At 69.7% G+C, this 22562-nt stretch carries 26 protein-coding genes; 13 read left to right on the top strand and 13 right to left on the bottom strand.

The genetic code is table 11. The features are described 5' to 3' along the window. Window positions 1–2 precede the first annotated feature (2 nt). Window positions 3–791, top strand: coding sequence for an AzlC family ABC transporter permease (locus tag OHS70_RS09595; protein ID WP_443062587.1), 789 nt, complete (start codon window positions 3–5; stop codon window positions 789–791). Continuing rightward, on the top strand, window positions 788–1096 hold the full coding sequence (locus tag OHS70_RS09590; protein WP_328395698.1) for an AzlD domain-containing protein: 309 nt from the start codon (window positions 788–790) through the stop codon (window positions 1094–1096). Before OHS70_RS09595 ends, OHS70_RS09590 begins: the two co-directional genes overlap by 4 nt. Before the next feature lie 12 nt (window positions 1097–1108). Here the strand turns inward: OHS70_RS09590 and OHS70_RS09585 are convergent, their stop codons facing one another. Next, window positions 1109–2044, bottom strand: coding sequence for a hypothetical protein (locus tag OHS70_RS09585; RefSeq protein ID WP_328395696.1), 936 nt, complete (start codon window positions 2042–2044; stop codon window positions 1109–1111). A gap of 79 nt (window positions 2045–2123) precedes the next feature. On the opposite strand from OHS70_RS09585, the gene OHS70_RS09580 reads away from it, so the two are divergent. Beyond that, window positions 2124–2318 (top strand): DUF3046 domain-containing protein, encoded by a 195-nt coding sequence (locus OHS70_RS09580; RefSeq protein WP_328395694.1) that lies wholly within the window; start codon window positions 2124–2126, stop codon window positions 2316–2318. Between the two features lie 181 nt (window positions 2319–2499). After that, a complete protein-coding gene (locus OHS70_RS09575; RefSeq protein ID WP_328405522.1) occupies window positions 2500–3678 on the top strand; it encodes an AI-2E family transporter in 1179 nt (392 codons plus the stop codon). 216 nt (window positions 3679–3894) lie between these two features. Here the strand turns inward: OHS70_RS09575 and OHS70_RS09570 are convergent, their stop codons facing one another. Continuing rightward, on the bottom strand, window positions 3895–4749 hold the full coding sequence (locus OHS70_RS09570) for an alpha/beta hydrolase (RefSeq protein ID WP_328405520.1): 855 nt from the start codon (window positions 4747–4749) through the stop codon (window positions 3895–3897). A 502-nt stretch (window positions 4750–5251) separates the two neighbouring features. Between OHS70_RS09570 and recA the strand changes: the two genes are divergently transcribed. Beyond that, on the top strand, window positions 5252–6379 hold the full coding sequence (gene recA, locus OHS70_RS09565) for a recombinase RecA (RefSeq protein ID WP_328395692.1): 1128 nt from the start codon (window positions 5252–5254) through the stop codon (window positions 6377–6379). A gap of 3 nt (window positions 6380–6382) precedes the next feature. Beyond that, window positions 6383–6952, top strand: coding sequence for a recombination regulator RecX (gene recX, locus OHS70_RS09560; protein ID WP_328395690.1), 570 nt, complete (start codon window positions 6383–6385; stop codon window positions 6950–6952). A gap of 137 nt (window positions 6953–7089) precedes the next feature. Here the strand turns inward: recX and OHS70_RS09555 are convergent, their stop codons facing one another. The 8 genes from OHS70_RS09555 to OHS70_RS09520 form a co-directional block, all read right to left on the bottom strand. Next, complete coding sequence (locus tag OHS70_RS09555) at window positions 7090–7482, bottom strand: rhodanese-like domain-containing protein (protein WP_328395688.1); 393 nt, start codon at window positions 7480–7482, stop codon at window positions 7090–7092. After that, on the bottom strand, window positions 7479–8018 hold the full coding sequence (locus OHS70_RS09550; RefSeq protein WP_328395686.1) for a cysteine dioxygenase: 540 nt from the start codon (window positions 8016–8018) through the stop codon (window positions 7479–7481). Before OHS70_RS09550 ends, OHS70_RS09555 begins: the two co-directional genes overlap by 4 nt. Before the next feature lie 69 nt (window positions 8019–8087). Next, window positions 8088–8135 (bottom strand): hypothetical protein, encoded by a 48-nt coding sequence (locus OHS70_RS09545; RefSeq protein ID WP_309506048.1) that lies wholly within the window; start codon window positions 8133–8135, stop codon window positions 8088–8090. 71 nt (window positions 8136–8206) lie between these two features. Continuing rightward, entirely contained in the window at window positions 8207–9802 is a 1596-nt protein-coding gene (locus OHS70_RS09540; RefSeq protein WP_328395684.1) for an FAD-dependent monooxygenase, read from the bottom strand. A gap of 175 nt (window positions 9803–9977) precedes the next feature. Next, a complete protein-coding gene (locus OHS70_RS09535; RefSeq protein WP_328395682.1) occupies window positions 9978–10889 on the bottom strand; it encodes an amino acid ABC transporter permease in 912 nt (303 codons plus the stop codon). Beyond that, window positions 10886–11551, bottom strand: coding sequence for an amino acid ABC transporter permease (locus tag OHS70_RS09530; RefSeq protein WP_328395680.1), 666 nt, complete (start codon window positions 11549–11551; stop codon window positions 10886–10888). Before OHS70_RS09530 ends, OHS70_RS09535 begins: the two co-directional genes overlap by 4 nt. Window positions 11552–11636: 85 nt before the next feature. Beyond that, window positions 11637–12488: a glutamate ABC transporter substrate-binding protein gene (locus OHS70_RS09525; RefSeq protein ID WP_328395678.1), complete on the bottom strand. Its 852-nt coding sequence runs from the start codon at window positions 12486–12488 to the stop codon at window positions 11637–11639. A gap of 54 nt (window positions 12489–12542) precedes the next feature. After that, window positions 12543–13328, bottom strand: a complete 786-nt coding sequence (locus tag OHS70_RS09520; protein WP_328395676.1) for an amino acid ABC transporter ATP-binding protein — start codon at window positions 13326–13328, stop codon at window positions 12543–12545. Between the two features lie 275 nt (window positions 13329–13603). Between OHS70_RS09520 and OHS70_RS09515 the strand changes: the two genes are divergently transcribed. Beyond that, a complete protein-coding gene (locus OHS70_RS09515) occupies window positions 13604–14311 on the top strand; it encodes a response regulator transcription factor (RefSeq protein WP_328395674.1) in 708 nt (235 codons plus the stop codon). 15 nt (window positions 14312–14326) lie between these two features. Next, window positions 14327–15721 (top strand): sensor histidine kinase, encoded by a 1395-nt coding sequence (locus tag OHS70_RS09510; RefSeq protein ID WP_328395672.1) that lies wholly within the window; start codon window positions 14327–14329, stop codon window positions 15719–15721. A 21-nt stretch (window positions 15722–15742) separates the two neighbouring features. Here the strand turns inward: OHS70_RS09510 and OHS70_RS09505 are convergent, their stop codons facing one another. Next, window positions 15743–16750, bottom strand: coding sequence for a TAXI family TRAP transporter solute-binding subunit (locus OHS70_RS09505; protein ID WP_328395670.1), 1008 nt, complete (start codon window positions 16748–16750; stop codon window positions 15743–15745). A 109-nt stretch (window positions 16751–16859) separates the two neighbouring features. On the opposite strand from OHS70_RS09505, the gene miaB reads away from it, so the two are divergent. Continuing rightward, window positions 16860–18350 carry a tRNA (N6-isopentenyl adenosine(37)-C2)-methylthiotransferase MiaB gene (gene miaB / locus OHS70_RS09500; RefSeq protein ID WP_328395668.1) on the top strand — a complete coding sequence of 497 codons (1491 nt, stop codon included), beginning with the start codon at window positions 16860–16862 and terminating at the stop codon, window positions 18348–18350. Between the two features lie 62 nt (window positions 18351–18412). Continuing rightward, complete coding sequence (locus OHS70_RS09495; protein WP_328395666.1) at window positions 18413–19120, top strand: class III extradiol dioxygenase subunit B-like domain-containing protein; 708 nt, start codon at window positions 18413–18415, stop codon at window positions 19118–19120. Between the two features lie 109 nt (window positions 19121–19229). On the opposite strand, the gene OHS70_RS09490 is transcribed toward OHS70_RS09495, so the two are convergent. Continuing rightward, window positions 19230–19469, bottom strand: a complete 240-nt coding sequence (locus OHS70_RS09490; protein WP_328395664.1) for an antitoxin — start codon at window positions 19467–19469, stop codon at window positions 19230–19232. A gap of 24 nt (window positions 19470–19493) precedes the next feature. Further along, complete coding sequence (locus OHS70_RS09485; protein ID WP_328395662.1) at window positions 19494–19787, bottom strand: hypothetical protein; 294 nt, start codon at window positions 19785–19787, stop codon at window positions 19494–19496. A 180-nt stretch (window positions 19788–19967) separates the two neighbouring features. On the opposite strand from OHS70_RS09485, the gene miaA reads away from it, so the two are divergent. The 3 genes from miaA to dapF all read left to right on the top strand — a co-directional run bounded on the left by miaA (window position 19968) and on the right by dapF (window position 22516). Next, a complete protein-coding gene (gene miaA / locus OHS70_RS09480) occupies window positions 19968–20906 on the top strand; it encodes a tRNA (adenosine(37)-N6)-dimethylallyltransferase MiaA (protein ID WP_328395660.1) in 939 nt (312 codons plus the stop codon). Window positions 20907–21012: 106 nt separating this feature from the next. Continuing rightward, window positions 21013–21453 (top strand): hypothetical protein, encoded by a 441-nt coding sequence (locus OHS70_RS09475; RefSeq protein ID WP_328405518.1) that lies wholly within the window; start codon window positions 21013–21015, stop codon window positions 21451–21453. A gap of 151 nt (window positions 21454–21604) precedes the next feature. After that, complete coding sequence (gene dapF / locus OHS70_RS09470) at window positions 21605–22516, top strand: diaminopimelate epimerase (protein WP_328395658.1); 912 nt, start codon at window positions 21605–21607, stop codon at window positions 22514–22516. Window positions 22517–22562: the final 46 nt, after the last annotated feature.

Raw genomic sequence — 22562 nt, 5'->3', positions numbered from 1 at the left:
ACGTGGCAGAACAGACAGTGCAACCAGAGATACCCGCAGGGTCGCCGACGCCTGTGGCGGAGCCGGTGTCCAAGGCGGACTCGGCCGTCGTACGCGACGCACTCGGCGTCGGCATCGCCGTCGGCCTGTCGGGCTTCGCCTTCGGCGTGACGTCCGCGGGTTCCGGACTCACGCTCCTGCAGACCTGTGCGCTGAGCCTGCTGGTGTTCACCGGCGCCTCGCAGTTCGCACTGGTCGGGGCACTCGCGGCGGGAGGCAACCCGCTCACCGCCGCCGCGGGCGCGTTCTTCCTCGGCGTACGCAACTCGTTCTACGGGCTCCGTCTGTCGCAACTGCTCGCCCTGCCCCGCTTCGTACGGCCCTTCGCCGCGCACTGGGTCATCGACGAGACCACCGCGGTCGCCCTCGCGCAGCCCACCCGACGCAGCGCCCGGCTCGGCTTCACCGTCACCGGCCTCACGCTGTACGTGCTGTGGAACCTGACCACGCTGCTCGGGGCGCTCGGCGCGGAGGCGCTCGGCGACACCGACGCCTGGGGTCTGGACGCGGCCGGCCCCGCGGTCTTCCTCGCGCTGCTCGCGCCCATGCTGCGTACGGCCACGGAGCGCTCGGTGGCCGCCCTCGCGGTGCTGCTCGGGCTCGGCTTCCTGCCGGTACTGCCCGCCGGGGTACCGGTTCTGGTCGCCGCGCTGGCGGCCCCCGCGGTGCTGTGGCTCAAGGGCCGCGGGGCGGACGGCAAGGTCCGCGCGGACGAGGCGAAGGCCGGACGGACGAAGGGTGAGGGCCGATGAGCATCTGGATCGCAATCGCAGCGACTGTTGTCGGCTGCTACCTGGTGAAGCTCGTCGGCCTGCTGGTGCCGGCCGACACCCTGGAGCGTCCGCTCGTCCAGCGGCTGGCTGCCCTGCTGCCCGTCGCCCTGCTGGCCGCGCTCACCGCGCAGCAGACCTTCAGCGTGGACAACGCCCTGGTCCTCGACGCCCGGGCCGCCGGGGTCGCGGCCGCGGCGGTCGCCCTGGTGGTGCGCGCACCCTTCCTGGTGGTCGTCGGGGCGGCGGTTGCCGTCACCGCCGGCGTACGGGCGCTGGGCGGCTGATCCGAGAGGCGGTCAGCCGATGGCGCGGCCGTGCGCCCGTAGCGTGCGCAGCGCCTCGACGGTCACGATGGACCGCGCCTCCAGTGCGCTCCCGGGCGTCCATTCGCGCCAGGTGATGGGCCAGCCACCGTCCTCGTGCTGCTGCCGGGCCAGATGGTCCAGCGAACGCTCCATCTCCTCGTCCGTGAACCAGCGGCGGGCGAGCGATTCGGGCGTGCGGGCGAAGTGGTAGGCGAAGTGGTGCTCGCCCGGCGCGTAGCCGGGAGGGACGGGCTGCTCGGCGGCCCGGTCCGGGTCGAGCACCACCAGGCCCTGCTCCCGCACAAGCCGGCCGAGCCGGTCCGCCGCGGCCTGGGCGCGCACCCGGTCCGGGACGCCGTCGAGGAACGTGACTGCTGCCTCGATCTCGTACGGATGCGATTTCTCGAGCGCGTCCACCGCGGCCCAGCAGAAGTCAGTGGCGCGGAACAGCCACGCGTGCCAGACCTGATTGCGGTGGAGCAGACCGACCACCGGCCCGGTCGCGAGAAGCTCGCCGGGCGGGTCGTCCACGATGGGGATGAACGGGGCGGCAGGGTAGCCGCGCTGCGAGGGATGGATCGCCGGCAGTGCGCCGTCCGGCGTCGACACATCCGTGAGGTAGCGGCACATCCGCTCGATGCGCAGACCGTCGCAGCGGCCGATCGAGTCGAGCACGCGCAGTGCGTACGCGGTGTGCAACGGCTGGCTCACCGGGCCGCGCAGATCCGGCTCGAGGGCGTGCCCGTAGCCGCTGTCCTCGTTGAGATACGCGGTCAGGGCGCTCTCCACGGCATCCGCGCTGCCCCGGAGGAAGTGGTAGGCGAACCGCCGCTGCTCGAGCACGCGTGCTGTCAGCCAGATGAATCGTTCCGCGCGGGCGAGGGGGGACGGGTGAGAGGGCGCTGTGGTTGCTCCGGTTCCGGCCATGTTCCGACCGTAGGGCGGAAACGGCGTCCGGCAAGCAGGACGGCCAGGGCTGCACTCTCAGGGGCGGGATACTGAGTTCATGCGGTTGACGATTTTCTGGGAGCGGATGGCGGACCACTTCGGCCCGGCGTACGCCGACTCCTTCGCGCGTGACCATGTGATGTCCGAGCTCGGCGGCCGTACGGTCCACCAGGCGCTCGCCGCGGGCTGGGAGGCCAAGGACGTGTGGCGCGGGGTCTGCGCCGCCGTGGGTATCCCTGCCGACAAGCGATGAGTCACGGGGCGGACCTTTTGCCGCCACTCAGGTAGGCGACACTTGCCGGGTGGCCCAGACCGACGAGACCGCCCAGGACGCAACCGCCCCCGAGACGACGGCGCGGGACACCGCCACGGCGACCGCACCGCCCAGCGTGCCGCCGCCCCGGCACGGGAACGGGGTGGCCGGCCCCGTCCGGATGCCCCGCTGGCTGCCGCGCGCCATGGTCCTAGCCCTGGCGCTCTACGCCTGCTTCCAGCTCGGCAGCTGGGCCTTCCACCAGCTCATCGGACTGCTGATCAACGTCCTGATCGCGTTCTTCCTCGCGCTTGCCATCGAGCCTGCCGTGGGACGGATGGCGGCGCGCGGCATGCGCCGGGGACTGGCCACCTTCCTGGTCTTCTTCGCCGTGCTGATCGCGAGCGCCGGCTTCGTCGTCCTGCTCGGCTCGATGCTGGCCGGCCAGATCGTCGACATGGTCGAGGACTTCCCCAAGTACCTCGACTCGGTGATCCGCTGGATCAACGACACCTTCCACACCGAGCTCTCCCGGGTCGAGGTCCAGGACAGTCTGTTGCGGTCCGACTGGCTGCGGAAGTACGTGCAGAACAGTGCGAGCGGGGTGCTGGACGTCTCCGCCACCGTGCTCGGCGGGCTGTTCAAGCTGCTGACGATCTTCCTCTTCTCGTTCTACTTCGCGGCCGACGGGCCCAGGCTGCGCCGCGCGCTGTGCTCCGTACTGCCGCCGGCCAAGCAGACCGAGGTGCTGCGGGCCTGGGAGATCGCGGTCGACAAGACCGGTGGGTATCTGTACTCGCGCGGTCTGATGGCGCTGATCTCCGGCATCGCGCACTACATCCTGCTGGAGATCCTCGAGGTGCCCTACGCCCCCGCGCTCGCGGTCTGGGTGGGGCTCGTCTCGCAGTTCATCCCCACCATCGGCACGTATCTGGCAGGCGCGCTGCCGATGCTGATCGCCTTCACGATCGACCCCTGGTACGCGCTGTGGGTGCTCGGGTTCGTCGTGGTCTACCAGCAGTTCGAGAACTACGTGCTGCAGCCCAAGCTCACCGCCAAGACCGTCGACATCCACCCCGCCGTGGCCTTCGGGTCGGTCGTCGCGGGTACGGCGCTGCTCGGTGCGGTCGGTGCGCTGATCGCCATCCCGGCGGTCGCGACGCTGCAGGCGTTCCTGGGCGCGTACGTGAGACGGTACGACGTGACCGACGACCCGCGGGTGCAGGGCCATCACCGGCCGCGCGCGGGGCGCGCGCTCGCGCGGATGCGACGTCTGCTGCGCGACCCGGCCGCCCCGGCGGGGACGGCGGCTGTGCCGGAGACCGCCGACAGCGGTCCGAACGAAGCGCAGCAGACCTGAGGACGTCACCGGCAGGGCGGCCGTCATGCCACGTGACTCGGACGGGCAACCGTCGAGCCGGAGCCTCCGTGGTCCTCGTCGGCCGGGGTATGCCTCGGTGTCCTGTGACACTGAACCTTGAGCGTGTGTCATCGAGGTTTGAGCCGGCCACGGCGGCATGGAGCAGTCCGCCGTGGCCTTGATGTCGCCATCGGGTCGTGCTCTTCCTGCCCCCGGCTATCCCGCCAGTGCTGCGAGTTCACCCAGGACTCGGGCCGCTGGTGCCGGGTCGACCAGCCACTTCAGGTGGCTGCCGTCAAGGGTGCGGACGTCGTACGGGTTGTCCGGCCTCAGCGCGTTGCCCTCGCGGATCAGCCGGTCCTGTATGGCGAGCGGCAGGCTCGTGTCGTCGGCCAGGCGGACGTAGGTCTTCGGGATGCGGCCCCAGGTCTCGGCCTGTGCCCGATCGGTGGAGGTGCCGACGTCCAGGTTCTCGTCGGGCTGGAAGGTGTTCAGGAAGGTCAGGAACTCCTCGTCGGTGCCGTCAGCGAGGAAGGCCGCCTTGAAGGCCGCGAGGGCGTCCGGGTCCGCGGTGCGGAAGTTGACGCGGAGCAGACCGAGTTCGGCAGGGTTCCCGGCCAGCGCCAGGCCCAGGGAAGCGGCGTCGACCGTGGCCATCTCCGGCTCGGCGTAGTAGTCGTTGACGTCGAGATCGACAGGGCACCAAGCCGAGACGTAGACGATGCGGTCGATCAGGTCCGGCCGTACGTTGGCCGCCGCGGTGGCCGTGATGCCGCCGCGGCTGTGGGAGACGAGGATCACCGGCCCGTTCTGCTTGGCCCTTTCGAGGGTCCCGATCAGGTGCGCGGCATTGTCGGCGAGCGTGACGCCCTTGATCGAGCCGGGTGCCGTGGCGAGCCCTTCGAGATCTTGTGGGGTCTGGTAGGCGCGCGTGTAGGTCGCCTGGAATCCATGGCCGGGCAGGTCGACGGCGACCGAGCGGTGTCCGAGGAGGCCGAGCTCGGCCTGGAGTGGTGCGAATGAGAAGGAGTTCGAAAAGGCTCCGTGAACCAGTACGAACGTCGGTTGCATCTGTCTGCTCACTTTCTGACATCCTGCGGCATCGGCGGCACGCGCGTCGCTGGTCCCGGCCCGCAGTCACCTGCTCGAACCGGATGTCCCAGTAGGACCGGAGCGGCGTCGCACCCGGACGCCGCCTTCACAGGAGCCAAGGTCAAACGCTCCAACAGTCGGATCCGCGTACGCACCCGCGAGCTTCCCCACCGCCACCCCCGGCACGCGGGCACCCCGTGCCACTCGAACTTCGATGGCACCAACCTAATGATCATCAAGGTTCGGTGGCAATGATCAAGGTCCGATGGCACAGGACACCCGGTCGCGGCCGCAAGTGACGGTCTGCGTGGTGCGCTTGACACCAAAATCGAACATCCATTCTCATGGGGTTCCGGCCCTGGATTCCCGCGCGGTCTCCCGAGTTATCCACAGGTTGGACGGACGGCGGGGCCCATTGTCAGTGGCAGGGGTTAGCGTCTTTGACGTGAAGCGATCGACTCAAGCAAATCGGGTGGAACCCATGGCAGGAACCGACCGCGAGAAGGCGCTCGACGCCGCGCTCGCACAGATTGAACGGCAATTCGGCAAGGGTGCCGTGATGCGCCTGGGCGAGCGGCCGAACGAGCCCATCGAGGTCATCCCCACCGGGTCGACCGCGCTCGACGTCGCCCTCGGCGTCGGCGGCCTGCCGCGCGGCCGCGTGGTGGAGGTGTACGGACCGGAGTCCTCCGGTAAGACGACCCTGACGCTGCACGCCGTGGCCAACGCGCAGAAGGCCGGCGGTCAGGTCGCCTTCGTGGACGCCGAGCACGCTCTCGACCCCGAGTACGCGAAGAAGCTCGGCGTCGACATCGACAACCTGATCCTGTCCCAGCCGGACAACGGTGAGCAGGCGCTCGAGATCGTCGACATGCTCGTCCGCTCCGGCGCGCTCGACCTGATCGTCATCGACTCCGTCGCGGCCCTGGTGCCGCGCGCGGAAATCGAGGGCGAGATGGGTGACTCGCACGTGGGTCTTCAGGCCCGGCTCATGAGCCAGGCGCTCCGGAAGATCACCAGCGCGCTCAACCAGTCCAAGACCACCGCGATCTTCATCAACCAGCTCCGCGAGAAGATCGGCGTGATGTTCGGCTCGCCGGAGACCACAACCGGTGGTCGCGCGCTCAAGTTCTACGCCTCGGTGCGTCTGGACATCCGTCGCATCGAGACCCTCAAGGACGGCACGGACGCGGTGGGCAACCGCACCCGCGTCAAGGTTGTGAAGAACAAGGTCGCGCCGCCCTTCAAGCAGGCCGAGTTCGACATCCTCTACGGCCAGGGGATCAGCCGCGAGGGTGGCCTGATCGACATGGGCGTGGAGCACGGCTTCGTCCGCAAGGCCGGCGCCTGGTACACGTACGAGGGCGACCAGCTGGGCCAGGGCAAGGAGAACGCCCGCAACTTCCTCAAGGACAACCCCGATCTCGCCAACGAGATCGAGAAGAAGATCAAGGAGAAGCTGGGCGTCGGCGTCAGGCCGGAGGCCCCCGCGGCGGAGCCCGGCACGGACGCGGCAGGCGGGGCGGCCCCGTCGGACGACGCGGCGAAGTCGGTGCCCGCACCGGCCTCGAAGGCCAAGGCGTCCAAGACGGCGGCGGCCAAGGGCTAGCGCGTGGCCCGGCGAACCGAATGGCCGGGCGACAGCGCCGACTCGTCGAGGGCCGAGAAGGAGCTGTCGCCCCAGGATCCGGCCGAGCGGGCGCGGGCGATCTGCCTGCGCCTGCTCACCGGGACCCCGCGCACCCGCAAGCAGCTCGCGGACGCGCTGCACAAGCGTGAGGTCCCGCCGGAGGTGGCCGAGGAGGTCCTGTCCCGCTTCGAGGACGTGGGACTGATCAACGACGCGGCCTTCGCGGACGCCTGGGTGGAGTCACGCCATCACGGCCGTGGCCTTGCCAGGCGGGCACTCGCCAGGGAGCTGCGCACCAAAGGCGTGGACTCGACGCTGATCGACGAGGCGGTCGGGCAGCTGGACTCCGACCAGGAGGAGGAGACGGCCCGGGAGCTGGTGGCCCGCAAGCTCCGGGCCACGCGCGGTCTGGACCGCGACCGACGCCTGCGCCGCCTGGCCGGCATGCTCGCCCGCAAGGGGTACTCCGAGGGCATGGCCCTGCGGGTGGTCAAGCGTGCCCTGGAAGAAGAGGGCGAGCAGACCGACGACTTGGACGACATCGGCTTCTAGGGCCGGGAGCGAGGGCGGTCGCAGGGACCGGGTGGCGTTCTGTAGCGCGCGCCGCACACCGCACCGTCCCCCCGCCCCGCGCGCACGGAGCGACCGGGTGGCCACCGCGGGCGCAGTGACCAACCCCGCCGGCGTACCTACCGGGCGACCGGCAGCCCCGCGGCCTTCCACGCCTGGAAGCCCCCGACGAGGTCGGTCGCGCGGTGGAGTCCGAGCTGGTGCAAAGAAGCAGCTGCGAGGGAGGAGGCGTATCCCTCGTTGCACACCACCACGACATGCAGGTCATGGCTGACCGCCTCGGCGGCTCGGTGGCTCCCCTGCGGGTCCAGCCGCCACTCCAGCTCATTGCGCTCCACCACCAGAGCGCCCGGGATCAGCCCGTCCCGCTCGCGCAGCGCCTGGTAGCGGATGTCCACCAGGAGCGCCCCGGCCGCGGCGGCGTCATAGGCCTGCTGCGGTCCGATGCGCTCGTACCCTTCGCGCACCTGCTCCAGCAGTTCGTCGATGCCGATCGGCCTGCCCGTGCTCACTGCCAGTCCTCCGGACGCTCGACATGCTCCAGACGCAGGACCGCACCGGACCGGCTGAAGCGCCTGAGCAGCGGCAACGGCGGGAAGTACGCATGCACCGAGACGGCATGCTCGGTGTCCGACTCGTTCAGCACCTCGTGCACATGGTGCTTGCCGAACGCGCGGGACTGACCGACTGCCACCTGTCGTTCCCGGTCCACGCCCTCGTTCAGCTCAAGGGTCTTCCAACCGCTCGCCGGAAGCCGCACGGCGAGGGAGTGCTCCGTCAGCTCGCCCCCGGCCGTGGCGAAGGCCCCGAACGACTCGGCGTGGTCGTGCCAGCCGGTGCCGGTGCCGGGCGGCCAGCCGATCAGCCAGGCCTCGCTGCCGCCCGGCCCGTCGAGCCGCAGCCAGGTACGGCCCTCGGGGTCGAGGGGCAGGGTGGCGATCAGTTGCTCGTCCGCCGCCGCGCGGCGGACGAAGTCCACCAGTTCAGCGGCGGTCGGTGCGCTGGTCGCGGTGGAGGAGGGTGCGGGTGGAGACGCTGTCTGGGACACGTATACCGTCCTGGAAGTTCGCTGGAGCGCGCGCGGGCGCAGCAGGCCACGGCGCGTAGGAAGGCGAATTCAGCAGGAAGGTCGACACACGCAGCCCGCATAGCGGACGAGGTCCATATGGACCCTCCGCCACAGGCGCACATCGGTGTCGGTCACGCTCCGGAGTACACCATGCAGATCCTCGAGGGTCAATTGATGTCCGCAGTGCGGTCAGTGCGCACCGCCGACGGGGCACCCCCGCGCACCGCGTCCGCCGCCGCGTACAGCTCAGCGGGCCGCACCCCGCCGAAGGCCGCGACCAGGTGCCCGTCCGGACGCACCATCAGCACGGTGTGCGCCGAGGCTCCGGGATAGCTCTCCGTCACCAACAGCTCTGCCCGGACCGGCAGCGCGTCCACCGCGGCCGCGAGCCGCGGCATCACCCCCGCGCTCACCCAGTGCCGCCGGTCCCACACCCCTGTCCCGGGCGCGACCAGTACCACCAGCAGCAGTCCCCGGCCCAAGCGGTCCCGCAACTGTGCCGGGTTCCCGTCCGGAGCGGTCACGCGTACATCCTCGACCGCCGCACCCGTTTCCGTATCGACGGAGGCCTGTGAAGGGGCGTGTTCAGGTGCGAGAGGGGAGTGCCGGTAGATGGGGGGCGCGCCGAGCGGCCCCTGCCCGAGGTGACTGTCGGTGAGCATCGCATCATGTCCTCGCGCGGCACCCGGAAGGTACATACGCAGCCCACCGCCACCGCGCAGTATCGGCAGCGACTGGTCGGCGGCGCGCAGCCGTGCGGCGACCGCGCCTCGTCGCTCGGCCTGATAGCTGTCCAGCAGCGTGGCCGACGCGCCGTGGTGCCAGCACTGCGCCAGTTTCCACGCCAGGTTGTCGACGTCCCGCAGCCCTTCGTCCAGGGCCTGGGTGCCGATCGCTCCGAGCAGATGGGCGGCGTCCCCCGCGAGAAAGGCCCGGTCCACCCGCCACCGCCGGGCGAGCCTGTGATGGAGCGTGTAGACGCCGGTGTCGAGGAGTTCGTACGGGGGAGTGGTGCCGCACCAGCCGGCCAGGGTGTCCCGGACCCGCGCCACGAGGGCGTCCGGAGTCACGAGTTCGCCCCGGGGCGGCAGCAGCCAGTCCAGCCGCCACACGCCGTCCGGCAGGGGACGGGCGGTGATCTCGTCTCCGCCGGTGTGCCACGGCGGCTGATGGTGCAGCAACGCTTCGTCGGGCCAGGGAAGTTCGGTGCGCAGGGCCGCGACCGCGTGCCGTTCCACAGCAGTGCGTCCCGGGAAGCGGATCCCGAGCAGTTTGCGCACAGTGGACCTCGCGCCGTCGCAGCCGACCAGATAGCTGCCGCGCCACCAGGTGCCCGAGGGCCCGCGCGTGTGCACGGTGACGCCGCTCGGGTCCTGCTCCAGGGAGTCGAGTCGGCTGTCGGTGACGGTCCTGACCAGCCGGTGGCCGGCCAGGGCGTCGCGCAGCCCGTGGGTGAGCACATGCTGCGGAATGTGCAGCGGAGCGGCTGTGTCCCCGCTGCCCAGCGGCAATTCCGTTACGCCCTGCTTGCGCCGCATGGTGCGCCAACCGGTCCAGCGGGTGCCTTCGTCACACACCGTGGCGCAGCCGAGCCGCTCCACCAGCGCCGCCGTGTCGGGGCGCAGCACCGCGGTCCGGGCGGGTCGCGGCTCGTCCTTGCCGCCGCTCTCGTCCAGCACGACGGACGGAACCCCCTGGGCAGCTAGGGCCAAGGAGAGGGCGAGGCCGACAGGTCCCGCGCCGACGACGATCACCGGGTCCATGTCGAGACTCCTGGGGCCCGGAGGGTCGTGCGGTGAAGTGCGGCTGGAGCCCGGTGAGCGATCACAGAACGTATGCAACCCACTGCGGGTGTCCGCGTCAAGCGCCGCCGGAACTCGGCGAGGGGCGGCGGCCGCCTGGCCACCGCCCCTCGCGAGCCGAATCCGTGACGGACAATCAGCCCGACTGGCCGTCGTCGGTGTGGATCGTCGGCGGGCCGATGGTCTCCAGACCGCCGCCGGGACCGGCGTGCACCACCGCACCCGTGCTCTTCTTGCCGCGCCGCAGCTTGCGCTCCAGCCAGCTCGCGAACGAGGTGAGCGCGAAGTTCAGGGCGATGAAGATGAGGGCGACGACCGTGAAGCTGGCGATGTTGTTCGCGCCGTAGTTGGCGCTCATCGGGCGTACCGATGCCAGCAGTTCGGAGAAGGTGAGCATCGCGCCGCCGAGGGCGGTGTCCTTCACGATGACCACCAGCTGGCTGACGATCGCCGGAAGCATGGCCGTCACCGACTGCGGCAGCAGCACGTACCGCATCGTCTGGCCCTTGCGCATGCCGATGGCCTTGGCCGCGTCCGTCTGGCCCGTGGGCAAGGACTGGATACCGGCCCGGACGATCTCCGCGAGGACCGAGGCGTTGTACAGCACCAGGCCGGTGACCACCGCGTACAGCGGCCGCATATCGCTGTCGATGTCGGTGAAATCCGAGTACGCCTGGTTGGCGAACAGCATCAGGATCAGCACCGGGATGGCGCGGAAGAACTCCACGACCGTGCCGGCGATGCCTCGGACCCACCAGTGGTCGGAGAGCCGGGCGATACCGAAGAACGCTCCGAGCGGAAGCGCGATGACCAGAGCGAGGGCTGCGGCGGTCAGGGTGTTCTGCAGCCCTGGCCAGATGTAGGTCACATACGGCTGGGAGCTGGTGAAGAACGGCTCCCACTTGACCCAGTCGAGCTGGCCCTTGGAGTTGAGACCGTCGTAGACCCACCACACGACGACCGCGGAAGCGGCCAGGAACAGAGCCGTGTAGAGGAGGTTGCGCCGCTTAGCGCTCGGCCCCTGTGCGTCGTAGAGAACGGAAGTCATCGCTTCACCGCAACCTTCTTGCTCACCCAGCCGAGGATCAGTCCGGTCGGCAGTGTCAGGCAGATGAACCCGAGCGCGAAGACGCCGGCGATCAGCAGAAGCGCGGCGTATTCCTCGATCAAGCCCTTCATCAGGTACGCGGCCTCGGCGACACCGATGGCCGAGGCCACAGTGGTGTTCTTCGTCAGCGCGATCAGCACGTTGGCCATCGGATTGACGACCGAGCGGAAGGCCTGCGGGAGGACTATCAGCCGCAGCACCTGTGTGAAGCTCAGACCGAGCGCACGCGCGGCCTCCGCCTGTCCGACGGGCACCGTGTTGATGCCGGATCGCAGCGCCTCGCACACGAAGGCAGACGTATAGGCGATCAAGCCCAGTACCGCCAGCCGGAAGTTGATCACCGGGATGGTGTCGCCGCCCAGGGCGATTCCCAGGGTCGAGTAGAGGCCCAGCGACGTGAAGACGATGATCACGGTGAGCGGGATGTTACGGACCACGTTCACGTAGACCGTGCCGAAACCCCGCATGAGCGGGATCGGCCCCACCCGCATGCCGGCCAGCATTGTTCCCCATATCAGGGAGCCGAGGGCCGAGTAGACGGTGAGCTTCACCGTCACCCAGAACGCCCCCAGCAGCTCGTTCATATCAAGAAAATCGAACACGATCTCCCGCGCTTCCGCGTGTGCGTGTGGGAAGGGCCGGGCGCGCCGCCGCCGTCAGCGGCGGCGCGCCTCGTCAGCCCTGCAGTCACTTGACGATGTTGCCGATCTTCGGCGCGGGCTCGTTCTTGTAGCCGGCGGGGCCGAAGTTGGCCTCCACGGCCTTGTCCCAGGAGCCGTCCTTGACCATCTTCTCGAGCGCGGCGTTGATCTTCTTCTTGAGGTCGGCGTCGCCCTTCTTCAGGCCGATGCCGTAGTTCTCGTTGCTCATCCGGAAGCCGGCGAGCTTGAACTTGCCCTTGAACGCCTCCTGCGCGGCGTAGCCGGCGAGGATGGAGTCGTCCGTGGTCAGAGCGTCGATGACCTTGTTCTCCAGGCCGGTCAGGCACTCGGAGTAGCCGCCGTACTCCTGCAGCTGGGCCTTCGGGGCCAGCTTCTCCTTGACGTTCTTCGCCGAGGTCGAGCCGGTGACCGAGCACAGCTTCTTGCCGTTCAGGTCCTTCGGGTCCTTGATGGAGTCGTCGTCCGCGCGGACCAGGATGTCCTGGTGGGCCAGCAGGTACGGGCCGGCGAAGTCGACCTTCTGCAGACGCTCGTCGTTGATCGAGTAGGAGGCGGCGATGAACTTGACGTCACCGCGCTCGATCGCCGTCTCGCGGTCGGCGCTCTTCGTCTCCTTGAAGACGATGTCCGACTCCTTGTAGCCGAGCTCCTTGGCGACGTACGTGGCGACGTCGACGTCGAAGCCGGTGTACGAGCCGTCGGGGGTCTTCAGGCCGATGCCCGGCTGGTCGATCTTGATACCGATCGTGATCTTGCCGCCGGCCTCGGAGCCGCCGCCGGCAGCGTCGTCCTTCTTCTTGCCGGAGCCACAGGCGGTGGCGGCGAGGGCGAGCGAGAGCACGGCGGCAGAAGCGGCGGTGACCTTACGAAGCTTCATGGTGACTTCCCTAAGAGTTGACGCGATGAGGTGATCGGCTGATCCGGGACGGACTCAGTGGTGCAGGATCTTCGACAGGAAGTCCTTGGCGCGGTCGCTGCGCGGGCTGCTGAAGAAGTCCTCGGGCGAGGCCTCCTCGACGATCTTGCCGTCGGCCATGAATACCACCCGGTTCGCGGCGGAACGTGCGAAGCCCATTTCGTGGGTGACGACGACCATCGTCATTCCGTCGCGCGCCAGTTGCTGCATGACCTCGAGAACCTCGTTGATCATCTCGGGGTCGAGAGCCGACGTGGGCTCGTCGAACAGCATGACCTTGGGGTTCATGGCCAACGCCCGTGCGATCGCAACTCGTTGCTGCTGACCGCCGGAGAGCTGCGCCGGGTACTTGTCGGCCTGCGTGCCGACGCCCACCCGGTCCAGCAGGGCGCGGGCCTTGCTCTCGGCGTCCTTCTTGTCCGCCTTGCGTACCTTGACCTGGCCCAGCATCACGTTCTCCAGCACAGTCTTGTGCGCGAAGAGGTTGAACGACTGGAAGACCATGCCCACGTCGGCACGGAGCCTCGCGAGCTCCTTGCCCTCCTGGGGCAGCGGCTTTCCGTCGATCGTGATGGTGCCGGAGTCGATCGTCTCCAGGCGGTTGATGGTGCGGCACAGCGTGGACTTGCCGGACCCTGAGGGCCCGATGACGACCACGACCTCGCCACGGGCGATGGTCAGGTCGATGTCCTGGAGCACATGCAGCGCGCCGAAGTGCTTGTTGACGTTGCTCAGCACGACCAGGTCGCTCGCCGGGACAACCGCGTCCTCCGCGCCCTTGGTCACTGACACTCCGCTCATCGGCTTCTTGCTCCGTCCTCCTCGGTTGCTGAGGACCCTAGACAGGCGGTGCGACGAGCGTCATTACATCTGAGCGGAAATTGAGGATAACGATCCGGCTTCGACCGGACACCATGCGTGAACAGGACGGTGATCGGCGTACCGGGTGGGTAACGGAAACCCGGTGACAACAGGAACCCACTTGACTCCATGGGTGGGCATCGGTCTTGATGCTCTGTGCACTCCGTACAACTGACCAATGGCGGGGACACGACCAAACACGCTGGAGGGGGGCCATGAGACTACTGCTCGTCGAGGACGACGACCATGTCGCGGCCGCCCTGTCCGCCGTGCTGGCCAGGCACGGTTTCCAGGTCGTGCACGCCCGCAACGGCGAGGAGGCACTGCGCGCCGTGCTGCCCACCGCTGCCCCGGACAAGCCGCCCTTCGGGGTCGTGCTGCTGGACCTGGGCCTGCCGGACCAGGACGGCTACCAGGTGTGCGGCAAGATACGGAAGCTCACCTCGACGCCTGTGATCATGGTCACGGCGCGCGCCGACGTCCGCTCCCGGATCCACGGCCTCAACCTCGGCGCGGACGACTATGTCGTCAAGCCGTACGACACCGGTGAACTGCTCGCCCGTATCCACGCCGTGAGCCGGCGCACCGTGAGTGGTGACGAGGCCGCGGCGACCCCTGCGGACGACGCCCTGCGGCTCGGCCCGGTCACCATAGAGCTGCCCACCCGCCGGGTCAGTGTCGACGGTGTCGTCGTCCAGCTCACCCGTAAGGAGTTCGACCTGCTGGCCCTGCTCGCTCAGCGGCCCGGTGTCGTCTTCCGCCGGGAACAGATCATCAGCGAGGTGTGGCGCACCAGCTGGGAGGGCACAGGCCGCACGCTCGAGGTGCATGTGGCGTCGCTGCGTTCCAAGCTGCGGATGCCGGCGCTGATCGAGACCGTGCGCGGTGTCGGATACCGCCTCGTCCCTCCCGTCGGCTCGTAAGGTTCTCCGGCTCCGGTGCGTACCCGACTTCTCCCGCTGCTCATCGTGCTCATGGCCGGTGTGCTGCTCGCGCTGGGGTTCCCGCTGGCGGTGAGCGTCGCCGCGGCGCAGCAGCAGCGCGTCGTCGTCGACCGCATCGACGACACCGTGCGCTTCGCGGCCCTCGCGCAATTTGTCACCGACGAGAGCTCGGCGACGGACGAGCGGCGATCCACGCTCCAGGAGCAGCTCAACCGCTACCGGGACACGTACGGCATCGACGCCGGCGTCTTCTACCGCAACCGTGACTCGATGGCGAGCGCGCCCGAGTACCTGACGGTGCCGGAGGAGGGCGAAGGGCGCAACGCGTTCGAAGAGGCTCTCACCGGGCGGCGCAGCCAGGATCCGCCCCAGGTCTGGCCATGGCAGCAGGCCGGCCGGCTCGTCGTGGCGTCGCCGGTGGTACGGGACGGCGACGTCGTCGCCGTCGTACTCACCGACTCCCCCACCGACCAGCTGCGCTCGCGGGTGCTGCGCGGCTGGCTGCTGATCGCCGCCGGCGAGAGCGCGGCGATGCTGCTCGCCGTCGGCGCAGCCTTCCGCCTCACTGGCTGGGTGCTGCGCCCCGTACGCGTCCTCGATGCGGCGACCCACGACATCGCGACGGGCCGGCTGAACTCGCGCGTCGCCGCCGCCGGCGGGCCGCCGGAACTCAGACGGCTGGCCCGCTCGTTCAACGAAATGGCGGACAACGTCGAAGAGGTCCTGGAGCAGCAGCGGGCGTTCGTCGCCGATGCCTCCCATCAACTGCGCAATCCGCTCGCCGCACTGCTGCTGCGCATCGAACTCCTCGCGCTCGAACTTCCCGAGGGCAATGAGGAGATCGCGTCGGTGCGCACCGAGGGCAAGCGCTTGGCCCAGGTCCTCGACGACCTGCTGGACCTGGCACTGGCGGAGCACGCCTCCGCCGTTCTCCAGCTGACCGACATAGGAGAGCTGACGGGCGAACGGGTCGCCGCCTGGCGGCCGCTCGCCGACGAGAAGGGCGTCGTGCTGACCTCCGACATCGCCGCGATGACCGCCTGGGCCGATCCCATCGCCCTGTCCAGTGCGCTGGACGCAGTGATCGACAACGCTCTGAAGTTCACCCCGCCGGGTGAGGAGGTCAGGGTTTCGGTCGAGTCGAACGGCGATTCGTCGCGCATCGTGATCACCGACCGCGGACCCGGACTGACCGATGAGGAGCTGACCCGCATCGGCGACCGCTTCTGGCGCAGTGGACACCACCAGAACATCAAGGGGTCGGGCCTCGGACTGTCGATCAGCCGGGCGCTGCTGATGGCGGGCGGCGGCTCGATCGCGTACGCCCACCATGAGCCGAACGGCCTGCGGGTGACCGTCACCGTCCCGCGTACGTCCCCGGCCGCCTGACCAGCCCCCGCGGGCCGAAGGCTACGGCTTGGCGGAGCGGTAGTAGCGCCGGGCGCCCTCGTGCAGCGGCACAGGGTCGGTGTAGACCGCGGTGCGCAGGTCCACCAGCTGTGCCGGGTGGACCGTGTTGCCGATGTGGTCACGGCTCCTGATCACCGTGCGGGTGAAGCCCTCGGTCAGCTCCGGATCCATCCGGTCCGTGGTCACGAGCAGGTTGGGCACCGCCATCGTCGGTACCGGCACGCCGCCCTGAGCCAGCCGATAGGCATCGGCCGGCATCACGGCAGGGCGGTAGTACCCGGTCGCGTCGCCCTTCGCGTCGCCCGCCGCGTGCACCTTGTCCACGAGCCCGGGCGTCAGCGGCACCAGCCGGATCGCGAAGCGCTCGGACAGCTCCTGCACGGTGTTGGTCGGCAGGCCGCCCGACCAGAAGAACGCGTCGAGCTCGCCCTTCTCGAGCTGCGCCGGGGTCTTGTCGATACCCGCCGGGACAGGGGTGATGTCCTTCGTCGGATCGATCTTCGAAGCTCTCATTATCCGGTCGGCGACCAGCCGGATTCCGGAACCTTCCTGGCCGATGCCCACCACTTTGCCGCGGAGATCGCCGACCGAGCGGATCGAGGAGCGCTTGGGCACGATCAGCTGCACATAGTCGTCGTAGAGCCGCGCGCACCCGCGCAGCCGGTCGGCGCCCGGCAGCCCCTGCCGCTTGTACTTGGCGACCGCGTCCGCCGTGGCGATGGTGAAGTCCGCCTCGCCCGACGCGACCCGTGCCAGGTTCTGCTGGGAGCCCTCGCTGGTCTGCAGCGCTATCTCCACGTCCGGCATGTCCTGTGCCAGCGCCTCCTTCAGGAGCACCCCGTAGCGCTGGTAGACGCCGCTGTGCGAACCGGTGCTGAAGGTCAGCTTCCCGCTCGGCGACGACTGCCCGAAGGGCAGCAGCCACCACAGCAGCAGTCCGAAGACCACCAGGGCGGCCGCGGAGCCCTGCAGGGCACGGCGACGGCTGATACGGGAGGCGGGGAGCATGGCGCGATCCTGCCAGTTCGCTCCCCGTGATGGCCAGGGCCTGCATCCTCGCGGGGCAGCGGAAGGCAGAGGCGTACGGGCACGGGGACCCCGTACCCTGGTGGGCGCGATGAGTGCGAAAACTTACGAGGTGCGCACCTACGGGTGCCAGATGAACGTCCACGACTCCGAGCGGCTGTCCGGCCTGCTGGAGGACGCCGGATACGTGCGCGCGCCCGAGGGCGCCGACGGGGACGCAGATGTTGTTGTCTTCAACACCTGCGCGGTGCGGGAGAACGCCGACAACAAGCTGTACGGCAATCTCGGCAGGCTCGCCCCGATGAAGGCCGCCCGCCCCGGAATGCAGATCGCGGTCGGCGGCTGTCTGGCCCAGAAGGACCGCGACACCATCGTCACCAGGGCGCCGTGGGTCGACGTCGTCTTCGGTACGCACAACATCGGCAAGCTGCCGGTGCTGCTCGAGCGCGCCCGTATCCAGGAAGAGGCGCAGGTCGAGATCGCGGAGTCGCTGGAGGCGTTCCCCTCCACGCTGCCGACCCGCCGCGAGTCCGCGTACGCCGCCTGGGTCTCGATCTCCGTCGGCTGCAACAACACCTGCACCTTCTGCATCGTCCCTGCCCTGCGCGGCAAGGAGAAGGACCGCAGGCCCGGCGACATCCTGGCCGAGATCGAGGCACTCGTCGCCGAAGGCGTGTGCGAGATCACGCTGCTCGGCCAGAACGTCAACGCCTATGGCTCCGACATCGGCGACCGTGAGGCCTTCAGCAAGCTGCTGCGCGCCTGCGGCAGGATCGAGGGCCTGGAGCGGGTCCGCTTCACTTCGCCGCACCCGCGTGACTTCACCGACGACGTGATCGCCGCGATGGCAGAGACATCGAACGTCATGCCGCAGCTGCACATGCCGCTGCAGTCCGGCTCGGACACGGTTCTGAAGGCGATGCGCCGCTCGTACCGGCAGGAGCGTTTCCTCGGGATCATCGAGAAGGTGCGCGCGGCCATTCCGCACGCCGCCATCTCCACCGACATCATCGTGGGCTTCCCCGGCGAGACAGAAGAGGACTTCGAGCAGACCCTGCACACGGTCCGCGAGGCGCGCTTCGCGAACGCCTTCACCTTCCAGTACTCCAAGCGTCCCGGAACCCCGGCCGCCACCATGGACGGCCAGATCCCCAAGGAGGTCGTCCAGGAGCGGTACATGCGCTTGGTCGCCCTGCAGGAGGAAATCTCCTGGGAGGAGAACAAGAAGCAGGTCGGCCGCACGCTCGAGGTCATGGTCGCCGAGGGTGAGGGCCGCAAGGACGGTGCCACCCACCGCCTCTCCGGCCGCGCCCCCGACAACCGCCTCGTCCACTTCACCAAGCCGGACGCCCAGGTGCGCCCGGGAGACGTGGTCACCGTCGAGATCACCTACGCCGCGCCGCACCACCTGCTGGCCGAAGGTGTCGCGACGTCCGTGCGCCGTACCCGCGCGGGGGATGCCTGGGAGAAGCGGAACGCGGTCGAGGCGGCGAAGCCGGCCGGTGTGATGCTGGGTCTGCCGAAGATCGGCGTGCCCGAGCCGCTGCCCGCGGCTGCGGCCCCGGGCTGCGGCTGCGACTGACGCCGACGGCAGCGAGGCGGGCAGCGCGGTCCACCGGGCCGGACACGCATTAGGCTCCGATCATGCTTGTCGCCGCCGCCGTCTGTCCGTGTCCGCCGCTGCTGGTGCCCGAGGTGGCCTCGGGCGCCGCACCGGAGCTCGACACCGCCCGGGCCGCCTGTGCCGATGCCGTGGCCGTGCTCGCGGCTGCCCGGCCCGACCTGCTGCTGGTGGTCGGACCCGCCGACGAGGAGGGGCGCGGCGCGCATCACGTCGGTGCGCGCGGTTCCTTCCGCGGTTTCGGCGTGGACGTCGACGTGCGGTTGGGCGACGGCCCGGAGCAGGACCGTCCCCTGCCCCCCTCGCTGGCCGTCGCGGCCTGGCTGCTGGAGCGCACCCGCTGGGCGGCCGCGCCGCTCGAAGGCCTCGGTGTCGGGGAACGGCTCGACGTGGAGCAGTGCGCGGAGGTGGGCCGGGACCTGGCCGGCCGGGCGGAACGTGTTGCCCTGCTCGTCATGGGGGACGGCAGTGCATGCCGCACACTCAAGGCCCCCGGCTATCTCGACGCGCGCGCCGAGGACTTCGACCGGTTGGTGGCCCGGGCACTGGATGCCGCCGACGTCGATGCGATGTCGGCGCTGGACCCCTCACTGGCGTACGAACTCAAGGCGGCCGGCCGCGCTCCCTGGCAGGTGCTGGCCGGAGCCGCGCAGGGCGCCGGGCTCGCCGGGCAGCTGCTGTACGACGACGCGCCGTACGGCGTCGGTTACTTCGTCGCTGCCTGGTCCTGAGGTCACCTGCAGCCGGTAGCCCCAGCCGGAGCGCGGAGTCGCGAACGTGAGGACGGCCGTGGAGCGAAGCGCTCCACGGCCGTTCTGCGGTGAACTCACGAACGTGGACTCACGAGGCCGGCGGTGGTGTCATGCCGTCGTCCTTGTGCGCGATGCGGCCCAGGGTCTCCTTGGCCTTGCCGGTGCCGGTCTCGATCTTGCTGCTGTACTTGCCCTTGGTCGTGGTGTCGACCTTGTGTGCGGCCTTGTCGAGGCGCTGCCCGAACTTGTCCTCGTGTTCCAGGGCGAAGTGGGAGACCTTGTCCTTCGCCGGGGCGAGCTTGGCCTTCAAAGTGTCCATGAAGCCCATGGGTCACCTTCCCTCGTCGGGGGACTACTTACGGGCGCCTTCCCCGGCTTCGTTGTCCGCCGCCTCCCCGGCCGACTGCTGCTTCGGGATCTCCACGCCCTCCACTGCAGCGGGCCCGGATGGGACGCTCTCCGTCTCGTCGGCCCCGGTCTCCTCGGTGAGCCCGGCCTCTGCGCGGGCGGGCCCCTCTGTGTCCGATGCCGGACCGGACGTGGTGCCGGCCGCGGACCCGGCCGCGAGGCCCGTGGTGCCGGCCTCCTCGGTCGATGCCTCGGCCGTCACCGTGGGCTTACTGCGAAACCATGAAAAAACACCCATATCTACTCCATAGCGTACTCGTGTGGGCGAGGGCCCGCGCTGCCCGGAGCGTCCCATTGCGCCGCCCACGGGCACCGGCCCGAAACCGGCGCGCGAAACCTCGTAACAGGCAACGAAGCGCTCTCCGTGACGTCACCTCGCTCGTTCGGGGACGGTGCCGGGGTTTGCGAGACTGGGGCAGTGAGAAGTGCAGCTCCCGCACCGCGGGTCATCGCCGTCGTCGGTCCCACTGCGGCCGGAAAGTCCGACCTGGGGGTATTCCTTGCCCAGCGGCTGAACGGCGAGGTCGTCAACGCCGACTCCATGCAGCTCTACCGGGGGATGGACATCGGCACCGCCAAGCTGACGACCGAGGAACGCGGCGGCATCCCGCATCATCTCCTCGACATCTGGGACATCACCGAGACCGCGAGCGTCGCCGAGTACCAGAGGCTGGCCAGGGCCGAGATCGACCGGCTGCTCGCCGAGGGCCGCACCCCCGTCCTCGTGGGCGGCTCCGGGCTCTATGTACGCGGTGCCATCGACGCACTCGAGTTCCCCGGCACCGACCCCGATGTGCGCGCGCGGCTCGAGGAGGAACTCACGGTGCGCGGCTCCGGGGCGCTGCACGCACGGCTGGCCGCCGCCGACCCCGAGGCAGCCCTGGCGATCCTGCCGAGCAATGGTCGCCGCATCGTGCGGGCGCTGGAGGTCATCGAGATCACCGGGAGGCCGTTCACCGCCAATCTTCCTGGTCATGACGCTGTGTACGACACCGTGCAGATCGGCGTCGATGTCGCCCGGCCCGAGCTCGACGAGCGCATCGCGCGGCGGGTGGACCGGATGTGGGAGGCCGGACTGGTGGACGAGGTGCGCACTCTGGAGGCGCAGGGACTGCGTGAGGGGCGCACCGCATCCCGGGCCCTGGGTTACCAGCAGGTGCTCACGGCGCTCGCGGGGGAGTGCACCGACCAGCAGGCGCGGGAGGAAACCGTGCGCGCCACCAAACGCTTCGCGCGCCGCCAGGACTCCTGGTTCCGGCGCGACCCGCGAGTGCACTGGCTGAGCGGCGCGGCCGAGGGCCGGAGGGAACTTCCGCACCTGGCGCTGGCGTTGATCGAACGAGCGGTCACAGCCTGATCACGTGATGGCATCGGGACGCTCCGGCCGTCAATCCGGGCCCCCGGAGCGTGCCATCATCGAGCATCGATCGACAGCTGAGTCCGAGTTGGGAGGGCGCGTGGCGATGGAGGCCGGCCCTCGCGACACAGAGCGGGAACGACGGGACACCGTGGACGGCGCGCCCGGTCTGAGTCCGGACGGGCCCGACGAGCACGTCGTTGTCGCCGACGAGGTCGAGGTCGAACTGCGCCCGCAGCGACGGCTGCGGATCTGGCAGCTCGCCCCGATCGTGATGCTCGCCGCTGTCGGCTCGCTGATGTTCGCCTTCCCGCTGGCCTTCGGCACCGGTGACGGCGGCGCGGTCGTCGCCATGCTGGGACTGCTGATCAGCTGCTGCGCCGCCGGCTGGGCCATGATGGCCGCCCGCCGCGTCGGACACACCTGGCCGGGCCTGCCGGCCCGCGGCTCCGGCGAGCGCCCCGACTGGCGTGTGATCGCCCTGTACGTGGGAGTGAGCGCGGTCCTGGTCGCCCTCGCCGTGTGGCGGGTGGCCCGCCTCCGTTGAAGGCCCGTATACCGGTCGGTCCTCCTTTGGATCCTGCCGGGCTCTCGGCCCCGCAACGTCCGTCCCGGATGTCGCTGAGCTGTCCTGCCCGATCCGATGGGCGGGTCCGCGGGCCGACCGCAGCGGTGGGTGTCCCGGCCCCCCTCGTACGATGGTGGGCGTGAGCACCTCGCAGACCTCGCCGATCGCCTTCCTCAAGGGCCACGGGACCGAGAACGACTTCGTGATCGTCCCCGACCCCGACAACGTCCATGAGCTGCCCGCCGCGGCCGTCGCCAGGCTGTGCGACCGCCGGGGTGGAATCGGCGGCGACGGGCTGCTGCACGTCGTGCGGTCCGCCGCCCACCCCGAGGCGAAGCACATGGCCGACGAGGCCGAATGGTTCATGGACTACCGCAACTCCGACGGCTCCATCGCCGAGATGTGCGGCAACGGCGTACGCGTCTTCGCCCGCTACCTCCAGCGCGCGGGCCATGTCGACGCCGGTGATCTGGCCGTCGCCACCCGCGGCGGCGTCAAGAAGGTCCACCTCGCCAAGGCGGCGCCGGACGGATCCGCCGCCGGTGACATCACCGTCGCCATGGGCCGCGCGCTGCTGCCCGCCGACGGCGTCACCGTCACCATCGGGGCCCGCAGTTGGCCCGCGACGAACGTGAACATGGGCAACCCGCACGCGGTCGCCTTCGTCGAGGACCTGGGCCACGCCGGAGACCTGTACTCCGTACCGCCGTTCAGCCCGGCATCCGTCTACCCCGACGGGGTGAACATCGAATTCGTCGTCGGCCGCGGCGAGCGTCATGTCGCCATGCGCGTGCACGAGCGCGGCTCCGGCGAGACCCGCTCCTGCGGCACCGGCGCGTGTGCTGTCGCCGTCGCGGCCGCCCGCCGGGACGGAGGGGACCCCACGGTGACCGGCGTGCCCGTCACCTACACCGTCGATCTGCCCGGCGGCCGTCTGCTGATCACGGAACAGCCCGACGGCGAGATCGAGATGACCGGCCCCGCCGTGATCGTCGCTGAGGGGTACATCGATCCGGCCCTGCTCGAAACCGTGCACGTATAGAGCTTCGCTCGAATGGGTGATCCGGTTCACGCTGAGCGAGAGCGGG

The sequence above is a fragment of the Streptomyces sp. NBC_00390 genome (assembly GCF_036057275.1).
Lineage (GTDB): Bacteria > Actinomycetota > Actinomycetes > Streptomycetales > Streptomycetaceae > Streptomyces.
Note: the sequence above shows the minus strand (reverse complement) of the source record. Positions and strands in the feature narration are given on the sequence as shown.

Coding starts and splice junctions, on each gene's coding strand:
- OHS70_RS09590 (WP_328395698.1), top strand. CDS start 788: ATGAGCATCTGGATCGCAATCGCAGCGACTGTTGTCGGCTGCTACCTG.
- OHS70_RS09585 (WP_328395696.1), bottom strand. CDS start 2,044: ATGGCCGGAACCGGAGCAACCACAGCGCCCTCTCACCCGTCCCCCCTC.
- OHS70_RS09580 (WP_328395694.1), top strand. CDS start 2,124: ATGCGGTTGACGATTTTCTGGGAGCGGATGGCGGACCACTTCGGCCCG.
- OHS70_RS09575 (WP_328405522.1), top strand. CDS start 2,500: ATGCCCCGCTGGCTGCCGCGCGCCATGGTCCTAGCCCTGGCGCTCTAC.
- OHS70_RS09570 (WP_328405520.1), bottom strand. CDS start 4,749: ATGCAACCGACGTTCGTACTGGTTCACGGAGCCTTTTCGAACTCCTTC.
- recA (WP_328395692.1), top strand. CDS start 5,252: ATGGCAGGAACCGACCGCGAGAAGGCGCTCGACGCCGCGCTCGCACAG.
- OHS70_RS09540 (WP_328395684.1), bottom strand. CDS start 9,802: ATGGACCCGGTGATCGTCGTCGGCGCGGGACCTGTCGGCCTCGCCCTC.
- OHS70_RS09535 (WP_328395682.1), bottom strand. CDS start 10,889: ATGACTTCCGTTCTCTACGACGCACAGGGGCCGAGCGCTAAGCGGCGC.
- OHS70_RS09525 (WP_328395678.1), bottom strand. CDS start 12,488: ATGAAGCTTCGTAAGGTCACCGCCGCTTCTGCCGCCGTGCTCTCGCTC.
- OHS70_RS09520 (WP_328395676.1), bottom strand. CDS start 13,328: ATGAGCGGAGTGTCAGTGACCAAGGGCGCGGAGGACGCGGTTGTCCCG.
- OHS70_RS09515 (WP_328395674.1), top strand. CDS start 13,604: ATGAGACTACTGCTCGTCGAGGACGACGACCATGTCGCGGCCGCCCTG.
- OHS70_RS09505 (WP_328395670.1), bottom strand. CDS start 16,750: ATGCTCCCCGCCTCCCGTATCAGCCGTCGCCGTGCCCTGCAGGGCTCC.
- miaB (WP_328395668.1), top strand. CDS start 16,860: ATGAGTGCGAAAACTTACGAGGTGCGCACCTACGGGTGCCAGATGAAC.
- OHS70_RS09495 (WP_328395666.1), top strand. CDS start 18,413: ATGCTTGTCGCCGCCGCCGTCTGTCCGTGTCCGCCGCTGCTGGTGCCC.
- OHS70_RS09490 (WP_328395664.1), bottom strand. CDS start 19,469: ATGGGCTTCATGGACACTTTGAAGGCCAAGCTCGCCCCGGCGAAGGAC.
- OHS70_RS09485 (WP_328395662.1), bottom strand. CDS start 19,787: ATGGGTGTTTTTTCATGGTTTCGCAGTAAGCCCACGGTGACGGCCGAG.
- OHS70_RS09475 (WP_328405518.1), top strand. CDS start 21,013: ATGGAGGCCGGCCCTCGCGACACAGAGCGGGAACGACGGGACACCGTG.
- dapF (WP_328395658.1), top strand. CDS start 21,605: ATGGTGGGCGTGAGCACCTCGCAGACCTCGCCGATCGCCTTCCTCAAG.